General features: G+C 73.1%; 14 protein-coding genes. 6 read left to right on the forward strand and 8 right to left on the reverse strand.

Going from position 1 to position 13,036, the window contains the following annotated elements; genetic code table 11:
• Positions 1 to 180: 180 nt before the first annotated feature.
• The 6 genes from AC3ET4_RS07675 to AC3ET4_RS07700 form a co-directional block, all read right to left on the reverse strand.
• Positions 181 to 1,404, reverse strand: a complete 1,224-nt coding sequence (locus AC3ET4_RS07675) for an HD-GYP domain-containing protein (protein ID WP_431947297.1) — start codon at positions 1,402 to 1,404, stop codon at positions 181 to 183.
• Positions 1,401 to 2,702 (reverse strand): HD-GYP domain-containing protein, encoded by a 1,302-nt coding sequence (locus AC3ET4_RS07680; protein WP_431947410.1) that lies wholly within the window; start codon positions 2,700 to 2,702, stop codon positions 1,401 to 1,403. The genes AC3ET4_RS07675 and AC3ET4_RS07680 overlap by 4 nt, the downstream gene beginning before the upstream one ends.
• A 189-nt stretch (positions 2,703 to 2,891) precedes the next feature.
• Positions 2,892 to 3,212, reverse strand: coding sequence for a mycothiol system anti-sigma-R factor (gene rsrA, locus AC3ET4_RS07685; protein WP_431947299.1), 321 nt, complete (start codon positions 3,210 to 3,212; stop codon positions 2,892 to 2,894).
• Entirely contained in the window at positions 3,209 to 3,868 is a 660-nt protein-coding gene (locus tag AC3ET4_RS07690) for a sigma-70 family RNA polymerase sigma factor (protein WP_431947412.1), read from the reverse strand. Before AC3ET4_RS07690 ends, rsrA begins: the two co-directional genes overlap by 4 nt.
• A 230-nt stretch (positions 3,869 to 4,098) precedes the next feature.
• The gene (locus AC3ET4_RS07695) at positions 4,099 to 4,740 is read right to left on the reverse strand and encodes an alpha/beta hydrolase family protein (protein ID WP_431947414.1); all 642 of its coding nucleotides are present in this window, start codon (positions 4,738 to 4,740) and stop codon (positions 4,099 to 4,101) included.
• A gap of 38 nt (positions 4,741 to 4,778) precedes the next feature.
• A complete protein-coding gene (locus AC3ET4_RS07700; protein WP_431947301.1) occupies positions 4,779 to 5,594 on the reverse strand; it encodes an SOS response-associated peptidase in 816 nt (271 codons plus the stop codon).
• A 54-nt stretch (positions 5,595 to 5,648) separates the two neighbouring features.
• On the opposite strand from AC3ET4_RS07700, the gene AC3ET4_RS07705 reads away from it, so the two are divergent.
• From AC3ET4_RS07705 to AC3ET4_RS07720, 4 genes are all read left to right on the forward strand, one after another.
• Entirely contained in the window at positions 5,649 to 6,344 is a 696-nt protein-coding gene (locus AC3ET4_RS07705) for a M50 family metallopeptidase (RefSeq protein WP_431947303.1), read from the forward strand.
• A gap of 86 nt (positions 6,345 to 6,430) precedes the next feature.
• Positions 6,431 to 7,774: a 3-phosphoshikimate 1-carboxyvinyltransferase gene (gene aroA, locus AC3ET4_RS07710; protein ID WP_431947305.1), complete on the forward strand. Its 1,344-nt coding sequence runs from the start codon at positions 6,431 to 6,433 to the stop codon at positions 7,772 to 7,774.
• A 3-nt stretch (positions 7,775 to 7,777) separates the two neighbouring features.
• Positions 7,778 to 8,779 carry a ribosome small subunit-dependent GTPase A gene (gene rsgA / locus AC3ET4_RS07715; protein ID WP_431947307.1) on the forward strand — a complete coding sequence of 334 codons (1,002 nt, stop codon included), beginning with the start codon at positions 7,778 to 7,780 and terminating at the stop codon, positions 8,777 to 8,779.
• A 65-nt stretch (positions 8,780 to 8,844) separates the two neighbouring features.
• Positions 8,845 to 9,168 (forward strand): DMT family transporter, encoded by a 324-nt coding sequence (locus AC3ET4_RS07720; RefSeq protein WP_431947309.1) that lies wholly within the window; start codon positions 8,845 to 8,847, stop codon positions 9,166 to 9,168.
• Positions 9,169 to 9,292: 124 nt separating this feature from the next.
• Here the strand turns inward: AC3ET4_RS07720 and AC3ET4_RS07725 are convergent, their stop codons facing one another.
• Positions 9,293 to 9,919 carry a TetR/AcrR family transcriptional regulator gene (locus AC3ET4_RS07725; RefSeq protein WP_431947311.1) on the reverse strand — a complete coding sequence of 209 codons (627 nt, stop codon included), beginning with the start codon at positions 9,917 to 9,919 and terminating at the stop codon, positions 9,293 to 9,295.
• Positions 9,920 to 10,089: 170 nt separating this feature from the next.
• Here AC3ET4_RS07725 and hisN point away from each other — a divergent pair, with 170 nt between their 5' ends.
• Both hisN and AC3ET4_RS07735 read left to right on the forward strand, forming a co-directional pair.
• The gene (gene hisN / locus AC3ET4_RS07730; RefSeq protein WP_431947313.1) at positions 10,090 to 10,887 is read left to right on the forward strand and encodes a histidinol-phosphatase; all 798 of its coding nucleotides are present in this window, start codon (positions 10,090 to 10,092) and stop codon (positions 10,885 to 10,887) included.
• Positions 10,888 to 11,042: 155 nt separating this feature from the next.
• Positions 11,043 to 11,435 carry a CBS domain-containing protein gene (locus tag AC3ET4_RS07735; RefSeq protein ID WP_431947315.1) on the forward strand — a complete coding sequence of 131 codons (393 nt, stop codon included), beginning with the start codon at positions 11,043 to 11,045 and terminating at the stop codon, positions 11,433 to 11,435.
• A gap of 82 nt (positions 11,436 to 11,517) precedes the next feature.
• Here AC3ET4_RS07735 and AC3ET4_RS07740 read toward each other — a convergent pair whose 3' ends face one another.
• Positions 11,518 to 12,978: a catalase gene (locus AC3ET4_RS07740; RefSeq protein WP_431947317.1), complete on the reverse strand. Its 1,461-nt coding sequence runs from the start codon at positions 12,976 to 12,978 to the stop codon at positions 11,518 to 11,520.
• Positions 12,979 to 13,036 lie beyond the last annotated feature (58 nt).

Below are 13,036 nucleotides of genomic sequence, written 5' to 3' on the forward strand. Positions count from 1 at the left end.
TGCCCCGTCCGTTCCCCCACGTCCCGTGCTCAGCGGTGCTCATCAGTCCTCCTTGCCATCGGCAGGGCCTGTCACACACGGCCGGGCTCGTCGTTTTGGCAGCATCGGCGCCATGGTGCGCCTCTTGCGCGCTCTGCGCCTCTGCGGGCATCCAACCATGCCCCTTGGCGCGCCCGCTCATTACCGGTGGGTTAACTCCCCTGCCCTGGCAACGACCCTGGTCAGCGCCTCGACCACGTGAGGGTCGTATTCGTGCGCCGTATCGAGGCGTAACCGCTCCAGGGCCTGCAGCCCGCGGCCCGCGGCCGTACCGCTCCCGACAAAGTCCTCATAGGCGTTGGCCGTACGCACGATGCGTCCCGCGAGCGGCTGTCCGCGGTACGGATCGGCCTGTCCCTCCACGATCCGCGCGACTTCCTCGGGGGCACCCGTCCGGCGTACGACCTCCGCCCCGAGCAGGGCGATGCGGCGGCGTTCCACCTGATCGAGGGACGTGGTGGCGCCACCGGGCACGGGGTCGACGAGGGAGAGCTGGCCGATGTCGTGCATCAGTGCGGCGTGCTCCAGGGCCGCCAGCGCCTTTCCGCCCAGGCCGAGTTCGCGCCCCATGGCGTGGCTGAGGGCGCTGACCCGGCGCGCGTGCCCCACCGGGGTGTAGCCGGCGAGCTCGGTGGCGCGGGCCAGTGAGGTGATGGTCTCCCGGTGGGTGGCCCGGATCGCGGCGTGCCGCCGGAAGGCCGTCTGGGTCAGCAGCAGCGGCACCCCGCACACGGGCAGCGCCCACAGCCCGGCGGACTGCTCCGCCTGCGCCAGAACGACCCCGCCGGCGCACACGGCCGTGCCGACGCCCGGCAGGACGGCCAGCTCGTCACGGAGGGCGGAGGCGAAGGGGTGTCCGGCACGGGCGGCGCCCAGCACGGCGGCGAGCACGGCGTCGCAGAGGATCGTGCTGGCCAGCAGCAGGAGGGCGTAGCCCGGATGGCCGCCGCTGCCGCCGTACAGCGGCTGCGCGGTCGCGGCGGCGAACGTCACCGTCAGCACGCGCCGGGCCGCGGCGTCGCGCGGGGCGCCCGTCAGCTGCCCGGCGCCGACGGCGGCGACGCAGACGGCCACCACGACCGCCACCGCCTCGGCCGCGAGCAGCGCGTAGGCCAGGGCCCCGGCGAAGGCGACGGGAGCGGCCTCCCGGCCCTCGGGCTCCGGGATCCGCAGGGCCTCGCCCACGACGATCAGCGCGCTGAAGGCGGCGGCCGCGGCGGGGTCGGCGACCCCGTGCACCGCCGTCCACACCGTCGCGGCGCCGCCCACGGCGAGCGCGAGCCCGTGGGCGGCCGCCACGACCGGCGGCGTGCGCCTGCGGTGGCGGCGGTGGTCGCCGCCGCCGCGGCGTCCGCCGGCGCTCACGGGCGCGGCTCTGGGGTGCGGCGGGACGGGGTCTCCCGGCGGGCGTGGCGCCGGGTCTGGGCGGGGGCGAGGGGTTCCGGCTCGTCGGCGGTGACCGCCGGGTTCCACCCTTCGCGGCGCACGGCGCGGACGAGGGCCTGCACCATGAGCGGGTCGAAGTGGCTGCCGGCGCAGCGGCGCAGCTCGCCCAGCGCGTCGTCGACACCGCGGGCGGCCTGGTACGAGCGCGTGGAGGTCATGGCGTCGAAAGCGTCCGCCACGGCCACCAGCCGCGCCGAGGACGGGATGGCCTCACCGGCCAGGCCGTAGGGGTAGCCCGTTCCGTCGAGGCGTTCGTGGTGGTGGAGGATCGCGGCGCGGGCGTCGTCGAGGAAGGCGATGCCGCGTACCATCTCGTGGCCGTACGCGGGGTGCAGCTCGATGATCCGCCTCTCCTCCAACGTGAGCGGGCTGTCCTTGCGCAGCACCCGGGTGGGCACGCCGAGCTTGCCGATGTCGTGCAGGATCCCGGCCAGCCGCAGGGCCTCCACGCGCTCGGGCGGCAGGCCGATCTCACGGGCGATCAGCGCCGACGCCCGGCCGACGCGCTCGCTGTGGCCGCGTGTGTAGCGGTCCTTGATCTCCACGGCCTGCACCAGCGCCCGGACCGTCGCCTGGTGCGCGGCCCGCTCCCGGCGTGCCTGGTCCATGACCCAGCGCGCCATGTGCGTCGGCAGCAGGGCGAGGACCGCGGCCACCGCCCCGTACGGGCCCTGCCAGAGCACCGCGGCCACGAGCCCCACCAGGCCGTAGGTCAGATGCGGCGCGAGCGGCTCCAGCAGGGACTCCCGCCACGCCGTGAAGGGCGCGGTGCGCTCGGCGGTGATCAGCACACCGGCGGTCAGGGCCGCGGAGAACAGGCAGAAGGCGAGGACGGCCGCGAGCGCGGGCAGCAATAGCCCCGGCAGCCGCGCGTAGGGGCCGTCCCCGAAGGCGGTGCGCACCTGGGCCGCGGCGGCCGTCGCCAGGGCGAGCTGTGCGGCGTGCCACACACGGCGCACCGGGCGTGGCTCACCCCGGACGGGCGCGAGCAGCCCCCCGGGCACGGCGACGAGAGCGGCCGCGCCCGGGGGAAGCAGGAGCGCGGCCGTGAAGAGCACCGGGGGCAGGGACGCCCCCGTGCGTTCCCCCGCCGCGTAGAGCACCGCCAGCACGGCGGCGGTCGCCCGGACAGTGCCCTCCCAGGGGCCCGCGACGAGGGTGCCGCACGCCGACACCACGACGACCGCGATGTAGACCCGGGCCGCCGCGGGAAGCATCCGGACCGCCCGCCTCGCACGCACCCCACCGAGGCTAGGGGCGCGGCCGCCGCCCGGTCGGGCGAGCGGACGCGATTCCCGCCTTCGGGTGATCCCGGGCGACCTGTCGGCTCGACGTACCGGCGCCGAGCACCCGTGGGATGCCGGGCACCGGTGGGGTGCCTGTGCGGCGCGTCGGCGCCGGGCGCCTCAGCCGGCCGGGGAACCCGTCGGCGCGCCGCCGCCCTCGGCCGGCTCGCGTACCGGCACGACCTCGGCCTCCCGGATCAGCTCGATCCGCGTGAGCACCTTGGCCCGCAGGTCCGAGGGCACGTCGTCCTGCCCGCAGCAGCGCTTGACCAGCTTCTTGACGGCCTGCTCGAGGCCGTACTTCTCCAAGCAGGGGTGGCACTCGTCGAAGTGCTGCTTGAACTTGGCGCAGGCGTCGTCGGACATCTCGTTGTCCAGGTACTCGTAGAGGTGTTCGAGTACCTCGGAGCAGTCCGTCTCATGCGGGTTGCCGCAGCTCATGTGCCCGAGCCCTTCTCGTCTCCCGCGCCCGCCGGGACGAGCCCGCGCTCCCGCGCGTAGTCCTCCAGCAGCGAACGCAGCTGCCGCCGCCCCCGGTGCAGACGGGACATCACCGTACCGATGGGGGTTCCCATGATGTCGGCGATCTCCTTGTAGGCAAAGCCCTCGACGTCCGCCAGATAGACCGCGATCCGGAACTCCTCCGGGATCGCCTGCAGCGCCTGCTTCACGTCCGAGTCGGGAAGGTGGTCCAGGGCCTGGGACTCGGCGGAGCGCAGACCCGTGGACATGTGCGACTCGGCGCGGGCGAGCTGCCAGTCCTCGATCTCCTCCGTGCCGCTGCGCTGGGGCTCGCGCTGCTTCTTCCGGTAGGAGTTGATGAAGCTGTTGGTGAGGATGCGGTAGAGCCACGCCTTCAGGTTGGTGCCCTCGCGGAACTGGTGGAACGACGCGTACGCCTTCGCGTACGTCTCCTGCACCAGGTCCTCTGCGTCGGCCGGGTTGCGGGTCATGCGCAGCGCCGCCGAGTACATCTGGTCCAGGTACTCCAAGGCGTCCCGCTCGAAGCGCGTGTTGCGCTCGACGTCGGACTCCTTCGCCACCTGCACCTCAGGCACCTCGGACGGGCTGTCGTCGTTGCCGCTGACCGGACCCACCTCCTCCACGATGGTCACGGGGCCGTAAGCGGACCCCACGCCATCGGAGGATATCCCGGGCGGGATCGGCGCGCTGTTCCTGCTCTCCTTGCCCGTCGACGGCCACTGCGGCCACGACAGGTAGGGCGCCTCGGCACGCGCTCGGCACTCGGCACTGACCATCCGGCTGCCTTCCTCACTGTGCGTACGTGAATTCCTGGACCCCTGCGACAACACGGGCCGCGCACCGCTCATTCCCGAAGCGGGGGCACTTCCTCCAGCCAGCCCAGCACCGCCTTGGTGATGACGCTGAGTGCCGCCTCCTGGGTGAGGTCCGCCGACTTCGGCACGGCGAACCCGTGGTCGCCGAACGGCACCTCGACCGGCTCGCACCCCGCGGGGAACTCCTCGGGGCGGCCGAAGGGGTCGCGCCCGCCCTGGACGACCAGGAGGGGCATGTCGCCCCGCGCCGCCGCGCGCAGTTCCTCCTCGCGGGACTTCTCCGGCCGGCCCGGCGGATGCAGCGGGAACGACAGCGCCAGCACGCCGACCGCGCCCAGCTCCGCCGCCGTACGGCAGGCCACCCGGGCCCCCGCGCTGCGGCCGCCGGCGACCACCGGAAGACCGGGCCGGGCCAGCGCCGGCCACAGCGCCCGCCATCCGGCGTCCAGCGTCTTCGGCGCGGGCGCCAGCTTCTTCCCGGCCACCCGCCAGGGCTGCTCCACCAGCGCGACCGACCAGCCGTGCGGCGGCAGTCCCGCGGCCAGGGCCTGCAGGTCGCGCGCCTCGATCCCGCCTCCCGCGCCGTGGCCGAGCGCCACAACGGCGCGGGCGCCGCGGGCCCGGTGCCAGGTGACGCGGGCGTCCCCGGCGGGGGTCGGCACGATCTCCATGATCTCGCTCACAGCGGCCAGTCTGGCACCGCGGGCGGTCAGAACAGCGTCGCCTCCTCGGGCGCCTCGATCGGTTCGACCAGTTCCGGCCCGTTGTTGCGGACGTTGCTCACCTCGGACCGCACGGGGTATGCCCGCAGCAGGCCCGGCCGCGGCGGCGCGAGCAGCCCGCGCAGGTCCTCGACGTCGGTGCGCGCGGGGTCCAGCCAGTCGTCCCAGTGGTCAGGGGTGATCCACAGGGGCATGCGCGGATGGATCTCGGCCAGGGAGCGCGGACCGCCGGGGCGCTCGTCGGCGTCGGCGAAGGGCTCGGTGTCGGCCTGCGTGGTGATGACGGTGCAGGTGACCCACCAGGCGCGCGGGTGCTCGTCGGGCAGGGTGCGGTCGCGCCAGAACTCGTAGAGCCCGGCCATGGCGAAGACCGAGCCGTCGGCCGGGGTGACGAAGTACGGCTGCTTGCGGGGCCGCTTCCGCTTCCCCTGCTCCTCCAGGCGGCGCTCGTCCTTGTCCGTGACCCACTCGTAGTACCCGTCGGCCGGCAGCAGGCAGCGGCGCGAGGCGAAGGGGCGGCGGTAGGAGGACTTCTCGTGGACGGTCTCGGCCCGCGCGTTGATCATCTTGACCCCGACGTCGGGGGTCTTCGCCCAACTCGGCACCAGACCCCAGCGCAGGGTGCGCAGCTGGCGCACCACCTCGCCCGTCTCCTTGTCCGGACGCTCCAGCACCGCGTAGGCACTGTCGGTGGGCGCGACGTTCCAGTTGGCGTCCAGCGCCTCGGTGGGATCCCATTTCCGCACGTCGAAGATCCCGACAAGATCCTCGGGCCTCCGGCTCGCTGCGTATCGACCGCACATGAGTGCCAGATTGCCACGGCGCGGGCAGGCCCGGACGCCGTATGGTGCGGAAGCGTGCAGCCCATCGACTCCCTCCTCGGCACCCAGCCCGCGCCCCCGCCCTGGCTGGTGGGCGTCACCGCGGCCGTCGCCCTGGCCGCGGTGCTGCCGCACGCCCTGTGGCGGCTGTCGCGCAACGCGATCACGATCGCCCACGAGGGTGGCCACGGCCTGGTCGCCCTGCTGTCCGGACGCCGGCTGCAAGGCATCCGGCTGCACTCGGACACCTCGGGCCTGACCGTCTCCCGCGGCAAGCCGTACGGCCTCGGCATGATCCTCACCGCGGCGGCGGGCTACACCGCACCGTCCCTGCTGGGCCTCGGCGGGGCCCTGCTGCTCGCGGCGGGGCGCATCACGGTCCTGCTCTGGGGCGCGACGGCGCTGCTGCTGGTGATGCTGGTGATGATCCGGAACGCCTACGGGGTCCTGACGGTGTTCCTGACCGGCGCGCTCTTCCTGCTGGTGTCCTGGCTGACCGGGCCCGCGGTCCAGGCGGGGTTCGCCTACCTCGTGGTGTGGTTCCTGCTGTTCGGGGGCGTACGGCCGGTGCTGGAGCTCCAGCGCAAGCGGCGCGAGGACGCCGCCCCGGGCTCCGACGCGGACCAGCTGGCCCGGCTGACGCACACCCCGGCGGCGCTGTGGATGCTGCTGTTCCACGCGGTGGCGCTGCTGTCGCTGATCGGCGGCGGCCGCTGGCTGGCGGGTCTGTGACCCTTGCGAGCGACTTACTGTTTCCTGCAAGTTTCGCCCGCTTTGTGCGCGATTCGCCTTCGCTGTGAGCCACTACGCTTGGGCCCATGACCGATAACCCCGCGCACACCGCCCTGTGGCCCGCGCCGCTCGCGTCCGCCCCCGTCCACGCGACGGTCACCGTGCCCGGGTCCAAATCGGTCACCAACCGCGCCCTGGTGCTCGCGGCGCTCGCCTCCGAGCCGGGCTGGCTGCGCCGCCCCCTGCGCAGTCGTGACACCGTTCTGATGGCCGACGCGCTGCGCGCCATGGGCGTCCAGATCGACGAGGTCGTCAACCCCTACGGCGGCGAGGCCTGGCGGGTCATCCCGGCCGGGCTGCACGGGCCGGCCACGGTCGACGTCGGCAACGCCGGCACGGTGATGCGGTTCCTGCCGCCGGTCGCCGCGCTCGCCGACGGCCCGGTGCACTTCGACGGGGACCCGCGCAGCCACGAACGACCGCTGCACGGGGTCATCGACGCGCTGCGCTCGCTGGGCGCGCGCATCGACGACGAGGGCCGCGGCGCGCTCCCGCTGACCGTGCACGGCGGCGGGGCGCTGGACGGCGGCCCGGTGTCGGTCGACGCGTCCTCGTCGTCCCAGTTCGTCAGCGCCCTGCTGCTGTCCGGCCCCCGCTTCAACCAGGGCGTGGAGGTGCGGCACACCGGCCCGACGCTGCCGTCGCTGCCGCACATCAAGATGACGGTGGAGATGCTGCGGCACGCCGGCGCCAAGGTCGACACCCCGGAGAACGGCGGCGAGCCGAACGTGTGGCGGGTGGACGCCGGCGCGCTGCTCGGCGTCGACCTCACCGTCGAGCCAGACCTCTCCAACTCCCAGCCCTTCCTCGCCGCCGCACTGGTCACCGGGGGCCGTGTGGTCATCCCCGACTGGCCGCTGCGCACCACCCAGCCCGGCGACGCGCTGCGTGAGCTGTTCACCCGAATGGGCGGTTCGTGCGAGCTGACGGACGCGGGCCTGGTCTTCACCGGCTCCGGCCGGATCCACGGCATCGACGCCGACCTGTCGGAGGTGGGCGAGCTGACCCCCGGCATCGCGGCCGTCGCCGCGCTCGCCGACTCGGAGTCCGTCCTGCGCGGCGTGGGCCACCTGCGTCTGCACGAGACCGACCGGCTGGCCGCGCTGAGCAAGGAGATCAACGAACTCGGCGGCGACGTCACCGAGACCGAGGACGGCCTGCGCATCCGGCCGCGGCCCCTGCGCGGCGGCGTCTTCCACACCTACGACGACCACCGGCTGGCCACCGCGGGCGCCGTACTGGGCCTGGCCGTCGACGGCGTCCGGGTCGAGAACGTCGCGACCACCGGCAAGACCCTCCCCGACTTCCCGCAGATGTGGACGGACATGCTGGGCGGGGCGCCGGCGGCCGTGTCACCGGGCCGGGCCTGAGCCATGCGGCGCTACGGCAAGCACACCGACGAGGACGACGTCCGGGTCCGCCCGAACCGCAAGGGGAACCGCCCGCGCAGCAGCATCCGGCCCAAGCACGAGGACGCCGAGGAGGGCTTCGTCCTCACCGTCGACCGGGGCCGCGTCACCTGCCTCGTCGAGGACCGCACGGTCACCGCGATGAAGGCGCGTGAGCTGGGCCGCAAGGGCATCGTGGTCGGCGACCGGGTGGGCATCGTCGGCGACCTGTCGGGCGAGAAGGACACCCTGGCGCGGATCGTGCGCGTCGAGGAGCGCAGCTCGGTGCTGCGCCGCACCGCGGACGACACCGACCCGTACGAGCGGGTGGTCGTCGCCAACGCGGACCGGCTCGCCATCGTCACCGCCCTCGCCGACCCCGAGCCGCGGCCCCGCCTCATCGACCGCTGCCTGGTGGCCGCCTACGACGCCGGTCTCGAACCGCTGCTGGTGCTCACCAAGTCCGATTTGGCGCCCGCCGGGCCGCTGCTGGAGACGTACGCGCCGCTGGGCGTCCCCTATGTGGTGACCACTCACGAGAACTTCGACGACACGGCGACGGAGGCGGTGCGCGAGCACCTCAGGGGCGGAGTCACCGCCTTCGTCGGGCACAGCGGCGTCGGGAAGACCACCCTGGTCAACGCCCTGGTGGAGCGTCAGCGCGCCACCGGCCACGTCAACGCGGTCACCGGCCGCGGCCGGCACACCACGACCTCCGCGCTCGCGCTGCCGCTGCGGGACGAGGCGGGGTGGGTGATCGACACCCCGGGCGTGCGTTCCTTCGGCCTGGCCCACATCGATCCGTCCCGGGTCATCCACGCCTTCCCCGACCTGGAGCCGGGCACCGAGGGCTGTCCGCGCGCCTGCAGCCACGACGAACCCGACTGCGCGCTGGACGCCTGGGTCGCCGACGGGCACGCCGAACCCGCCCGGTTGTTCTCGCTGCGGCGGTTGCTCGCGACTCGTGAGCGCAAGGAAGGGGACTGAGCCGCCGTTTCCGGGCATGCTGTGTGATGATCGCTCATCGGCAGACGAAATCGGGAGGGCTCTCGATGGCCTGGCTCCTCGTGGTGGTCGCGGGACTCCTCGAAACCGGCTTCGCGGTCTCCCTCAAGCTCTCCCACGGTTTCACCCGCCTGTGGCCGACCATCGCGTTCTGCGCCTTCGCGCTCGGCAGCTTCGGTCTGCTCACCCTCGCCCTGAAGAAGCTGGACGTCGGGGCGGCGTACGCGGTGTGGACGGGCATCGGGGCGTCCGGGACGGCGATCTACGGGATGGTCTTCCTCGGCGACGTCGTCTCGACACTGAAGCTGGTCTCCGTCAGCCTGGTCATCCTGGGCGTCATCGGGCTCCAACTCTCCGGCTCCACCCACTGATCCGATCCGCGCACTGATCCGTCCCCACGCGCCGGTGCGGCTCCGCCCGTCCGGGGCCCGCCGTTCGTCGTCTTCGCCGTCCGGCACCCGTGCCTTCTCGCGCGGGCGCCGTCCGCCCTCGTCGTCAGCCGCCGCTGAGCAGTCCGCGGACCAGCCGGGCGACCCGCCGGCACGCCTGCTCATCCGAGGCCGCGGGCACGGCGACATAGGAGACGGCGACCCGCACCGCGGTCCCGCAGGCCCAGTCGGCCGCCACCTCGTCGAGCCCGGGGAAGCGCCGCTCGAGCACGCCCAGGGCGCGCGCGTGGAAGGCGTCGAGGAGCTCGACCGGGGCCAGCGGAGCGTCGTCCCGGCGAGGCCGCCCGCCCGCCGGCCGTGGCAACGGCACCGGTACGACCGCTGCCACCGGGACCCGGTCCCCGCGGCAGCCGGTGAGCACCGCGCGCACCAGCGTGTTGCGGCGCGCGCTGTGCAGGGTCCAGGCGGTCGCCGCGGCGAAGCAGTCCCCGGCATCGGCGCCGTGCCGTCCGGCGGCGGTGTCCAAGGCGCGCTCCACGCCGGCCAGGAACGCCTCGGCCTCCCGCCGCACCAGGGCACGGGCGAGGCCCTCCTTGCCGCCGAACTCGTTGTAGAGCGTCTGCCGCGACACCCCTGCGATGGCCGCGAGATCCACCATCCTGACCGTCGCCCACGAGCGGACGCCGAGCGCGGTCAGCGCCGCGTCCAGGAGTGCGTCACGCACTGCCGGCACGTCGTCCTCCAAGCGGTGTCACGCGTCCCCGAGCGGTCTCGGCCGGTGCCGAGCGGCGCCTCGCGGCGCCCGGGAGCCGTGTCGTCACCATGACGCGCCGTCGGCCCGTGTCAACCGTCGCCGCGTCTCCTGCGTGACCTCGCCCCGCCGCGATCGATACTGTTCACTCCATGCCGGACTTCAACGACGACCTGCGTCTCGCGCACATCCTCGCCGACGCCGCCGACGCCGCCACCATGGAGCGCTTCAAGTCCCTGGACCTCAAGGTCGAGACCAAGCCCGACATGACACCGGTCAGCGAGGCGGACAAGCGCGCCGAGGAACTGATCCGCGGTCAGCTGGGCCGGGCCAGGCCGCGCGACGCCGTGCTCGGCGAGGAGTACGGCACCGAGGGCAGCGGCCCGCGGCGCTGGATCGTCGACCCGATCGACGGCACCAAGAACTACGTCCGCGGGGTGCCCGTGTGGGCCACCCTGATCGCGCTGATGGTGCGCGGTGAGCACGGCGACGAGGGCGTGGTCGGCGTGGTGTCGGCGCCCGCCCTCGGGCGCCGCTGGTGGGCGGCGAAGGGCGGCGGGGCGTACACCGGGCGCAGCCTGGCCTCCGCCACGCGGCTGCGGGTGTCCCAGGTCGGCCGGCTGGAGGACGCCTCTTTCGCGTACTCCTCGCTGAGCGGCTGGGAGGAGCAGGGCCGCCTCGACGGCTTTCTCGACCTGACCCGGTCCTGCTGGCGGACGCGTGCCTACGGCGACTTCTGGCCGTACATGATGGTCGCCGAGGGCGCCGTGGACATCTGCGCCGAACCCGAGCTCAGCCTGTGGGACATGGCGGCGAACGAAGTGATCGTGCGTGAGGCCGGGGGGCGCTTCACCAGCCTGGACGGGACACCGGGTCCGTACGGCGGGAACGCGGCGGCGTCCAACGGGATGCTGCACGAGGAGATGCTCGCCTATCTGAACCGCCTCTGATCCCCGCCCCTGGTGTACCGCCCCCTCACACCACCGTTCACGCCCCGCACGCCCCTTGCTGCCGACCAGGGCGCATGTGAACATGAGAATGCGTGAGCTTGTGCATTTGTGAAAGCGTTCTCAAGACGGCCACGACGCAGCCCGAGGGGTATCCCATGCTCGTACGCGACGCCATGAGCACGGTCGTTCTCACCATCGGTCCCGCCCACACCCTCCACCAGGCCGCCCGGCTGATGTCCGCCCGCCGGGTGGGCGCCGCGGTCGTCCTCGACCCCGACACCTGCGGTCTCGGCATCCTGACCGAGCGCGACATCCTCAACGCCGTCGGTGCGGGGCTCGACCCCGACCACGAGTTCGCCGCCGCCCACACCACCACCGACGTGGTCTTCGCCGCGCCCGGGTGGACTCTCGAGGCCGCGGCCGCCGCCATGGTGCGCGGCGGCTTCCGGCACCTGGTGGTCCTGGAGGACCGCAACCCGGTCGGCATGGTCTCCGTACGCGACATCGTGCGCTGCTGGCAGCCCGCGCACACGGCCCTGGCAGGCTGACGGCCGGCCCTGGCGGTGGAGCGGAGGGGGCCGGGCGCCTGGACGCACCCGGCCCCCTCCGGGCCCGTGGGGCGGACGCCGCTCAGCCGCGCAGGGCCCGGACGGCGGCCTCCAGCCGCTTGCCGAAGTCCTCGTCGGCCTGGCGGAAGTTGCCGATCGCCCGCTCGGCGATGTCCTCGCGCGACACCTTGGCGAGGAAGCCGGAGAGGTTGGCGACCAGGCGCTCCTTCTCCTCCTCCGACATCAGCCGGTAGAGGTTTCGGGCCTGCACGAAGTCGTCGTCCTCGGCGTGCGAGGGCGCCACGTGGTTGCCGGTGCGGCCGGTGACCGTGGTCGCCGACCACAGAGGACGGCCGGTCTCGGCCGGGCCGCCGAAGCTGTTCGGCTCGTAGTTCCTGGCCCCGCCGTGGCGGCCGTCGTAGAGGGCGCCGTCCCGGCCGTGGGTGCGCGCCTCGGTCGCGTGCGGCCGGTTCACCGGCAGATGGTCGGCGTTGATGCCGACGCGGTAGCGGTGGGCGTCGCCGTAGGCGAAGAGCCGGCCCTGCAGCATCTTGTCCGGGGACGGGCCGATGCCCGGCACGAAGTGGGCCGGGGAGAAGATCGACTGCTCGACCTCGGCGAAGATGTTCTGCGGGTTGCGGTTGAGCTCCAGCCTGCCGATCTCGATGGGCGGGTAGTCCTCGTGCGGCCACACCTTGGTGAGGTCGAACGGATTGAAGCGGTAGGTCGCCGCCTCGTCCGCGGGCATGATCTGCACCTGCACGGTCCAACTGGGGTACTCACCGCGCTCGATGGCCTCGCGCAGGTCGCGCTGGTGGGAGTCGGGGTCCTCGCCGGCGATCCGGTTGGCCTCTTCCTGGGTAAGGTTCCTGATGCCCTGGTCGGTCTTGAAGTGGTACTTGACCCAGAAGACCTCGCCCGCCTCGTTGTTCCACTGGTAGGTGTGCGAGCCGTAGCCGTTCATGTGGCGGTAGCTGGCGGGGATGCCGCGGTCGCCGAACAGCCAGGTCACCTGGTGCGTCGACTCCGGCGACAGGCTCCAGAAGTCCCAGACATTGTCCGCCTCCTGGGAGCCGGTGTAGGGATCGCGCTTCTGGGTGTGGATGAAGTCGGGGAACTTGATCGCGTCCTTGATGAAGAACACGGGGGTGTTGTTGCCGACGAGGTCGTAATTGCCCTCCTCGGTGTAGAACTTCAGCGCGAAACCCCTGGGGTCGCGCACCGCGTCCGGCGCCCCGAGGTTGCCCGCCACGGTGGAGAAGCGCAGGAACGTCTCGGTCTGCTTGCCCACCTCGGCGAGGAACTTCGCCCGGGTGTACTTCGTCACGTCCGCGGTGACGGTGAAGGTTCCATAGGCGCCGGCGCCGCGGGCGTGCACCACGCGCTCCGGTATGCGCTCGCGGTTGAAGCGGGCCAGCTTCTCCAGCAACTGCTGGTCCTGGACCAGGACCGGTCCCCCTGCGCCCGCTGTCTCGCTGTTCTGGTTGTCCGCGACCGGGGCTCCCGCCTCCGTGGTCAGCGGGCCGTTCTCCTGAGCCGTCACGTGCCTCTCCCTGGGTCGGTGCTGTGCCGTGGCCTGAGCCAGAAGTGATCCTACGATA

This window comes from Actinacidiphila sp. bgisy167 (genome assembly GCF_057707665.1).

Coding starts and splice junctions, on each gene's coding strand:
- AC3ET4_RS07680 (WP_431947410.1), bottom strand. CDS start 2,702: ATGCTTCCCGCGGCGGCCCGGGTCTACATCGCGGTCGTCGTGGTGTCG.
- rsrA (WP_431947299.1), bottom strand. CDS start 3,212: ATGAGCTGCGGCAACCCGCATGAGACGGACTGCTCCGAGGTACTCGAA.
- AC3ET4_RS07695 (WP_431947414.1), bottom strand. CDS start 4,740: ATGGAGATCGTGCCGACCCCCGCCGGGGACGCCCGCGTCACCTGGCAC.
- AC3ET4_RS07700 (WP_431947301.1), bottom strand. CDS start 5,594: ATGTGCGGTCGATACGCAGCGAGCCGGAGGCCCGAGGATCTTGTCGGG.
- aroA (WP_431947305.1), top strand. CDS start 6,431: ATGACCGATAACCCCGCGCACACCGCCCTGTGGCCCGCGCCGCTCGCG.
- rsgA (WP_431947307.1), top strand. CDS start 7,778: ATGCGGCGCTACGGCAAGCACACCGACGAGGACGACGTCCGGGTCCGC.
- AC3ET4_RS07720 (WP_431947309.1), top strand. CDS start 8,845: ATGGCCTGGCTCCTCGTGGTGGTCGCGGGACTCCTCGAAACCGGCTTC.
- hisN (WP_431947313.1), top strand. CDS start 10,090: ATGCCGGACTTCAACGACGACCTGCGTCTCGCGCACATCCTCGCCGAC.
- AC3ET4_RS07735 (WP_431947315.1), top strand. CDS start 11,043: ATGCTCGTACGCGACGCCATGAGCACGGTCGTTCTCACCATCGGTCCC.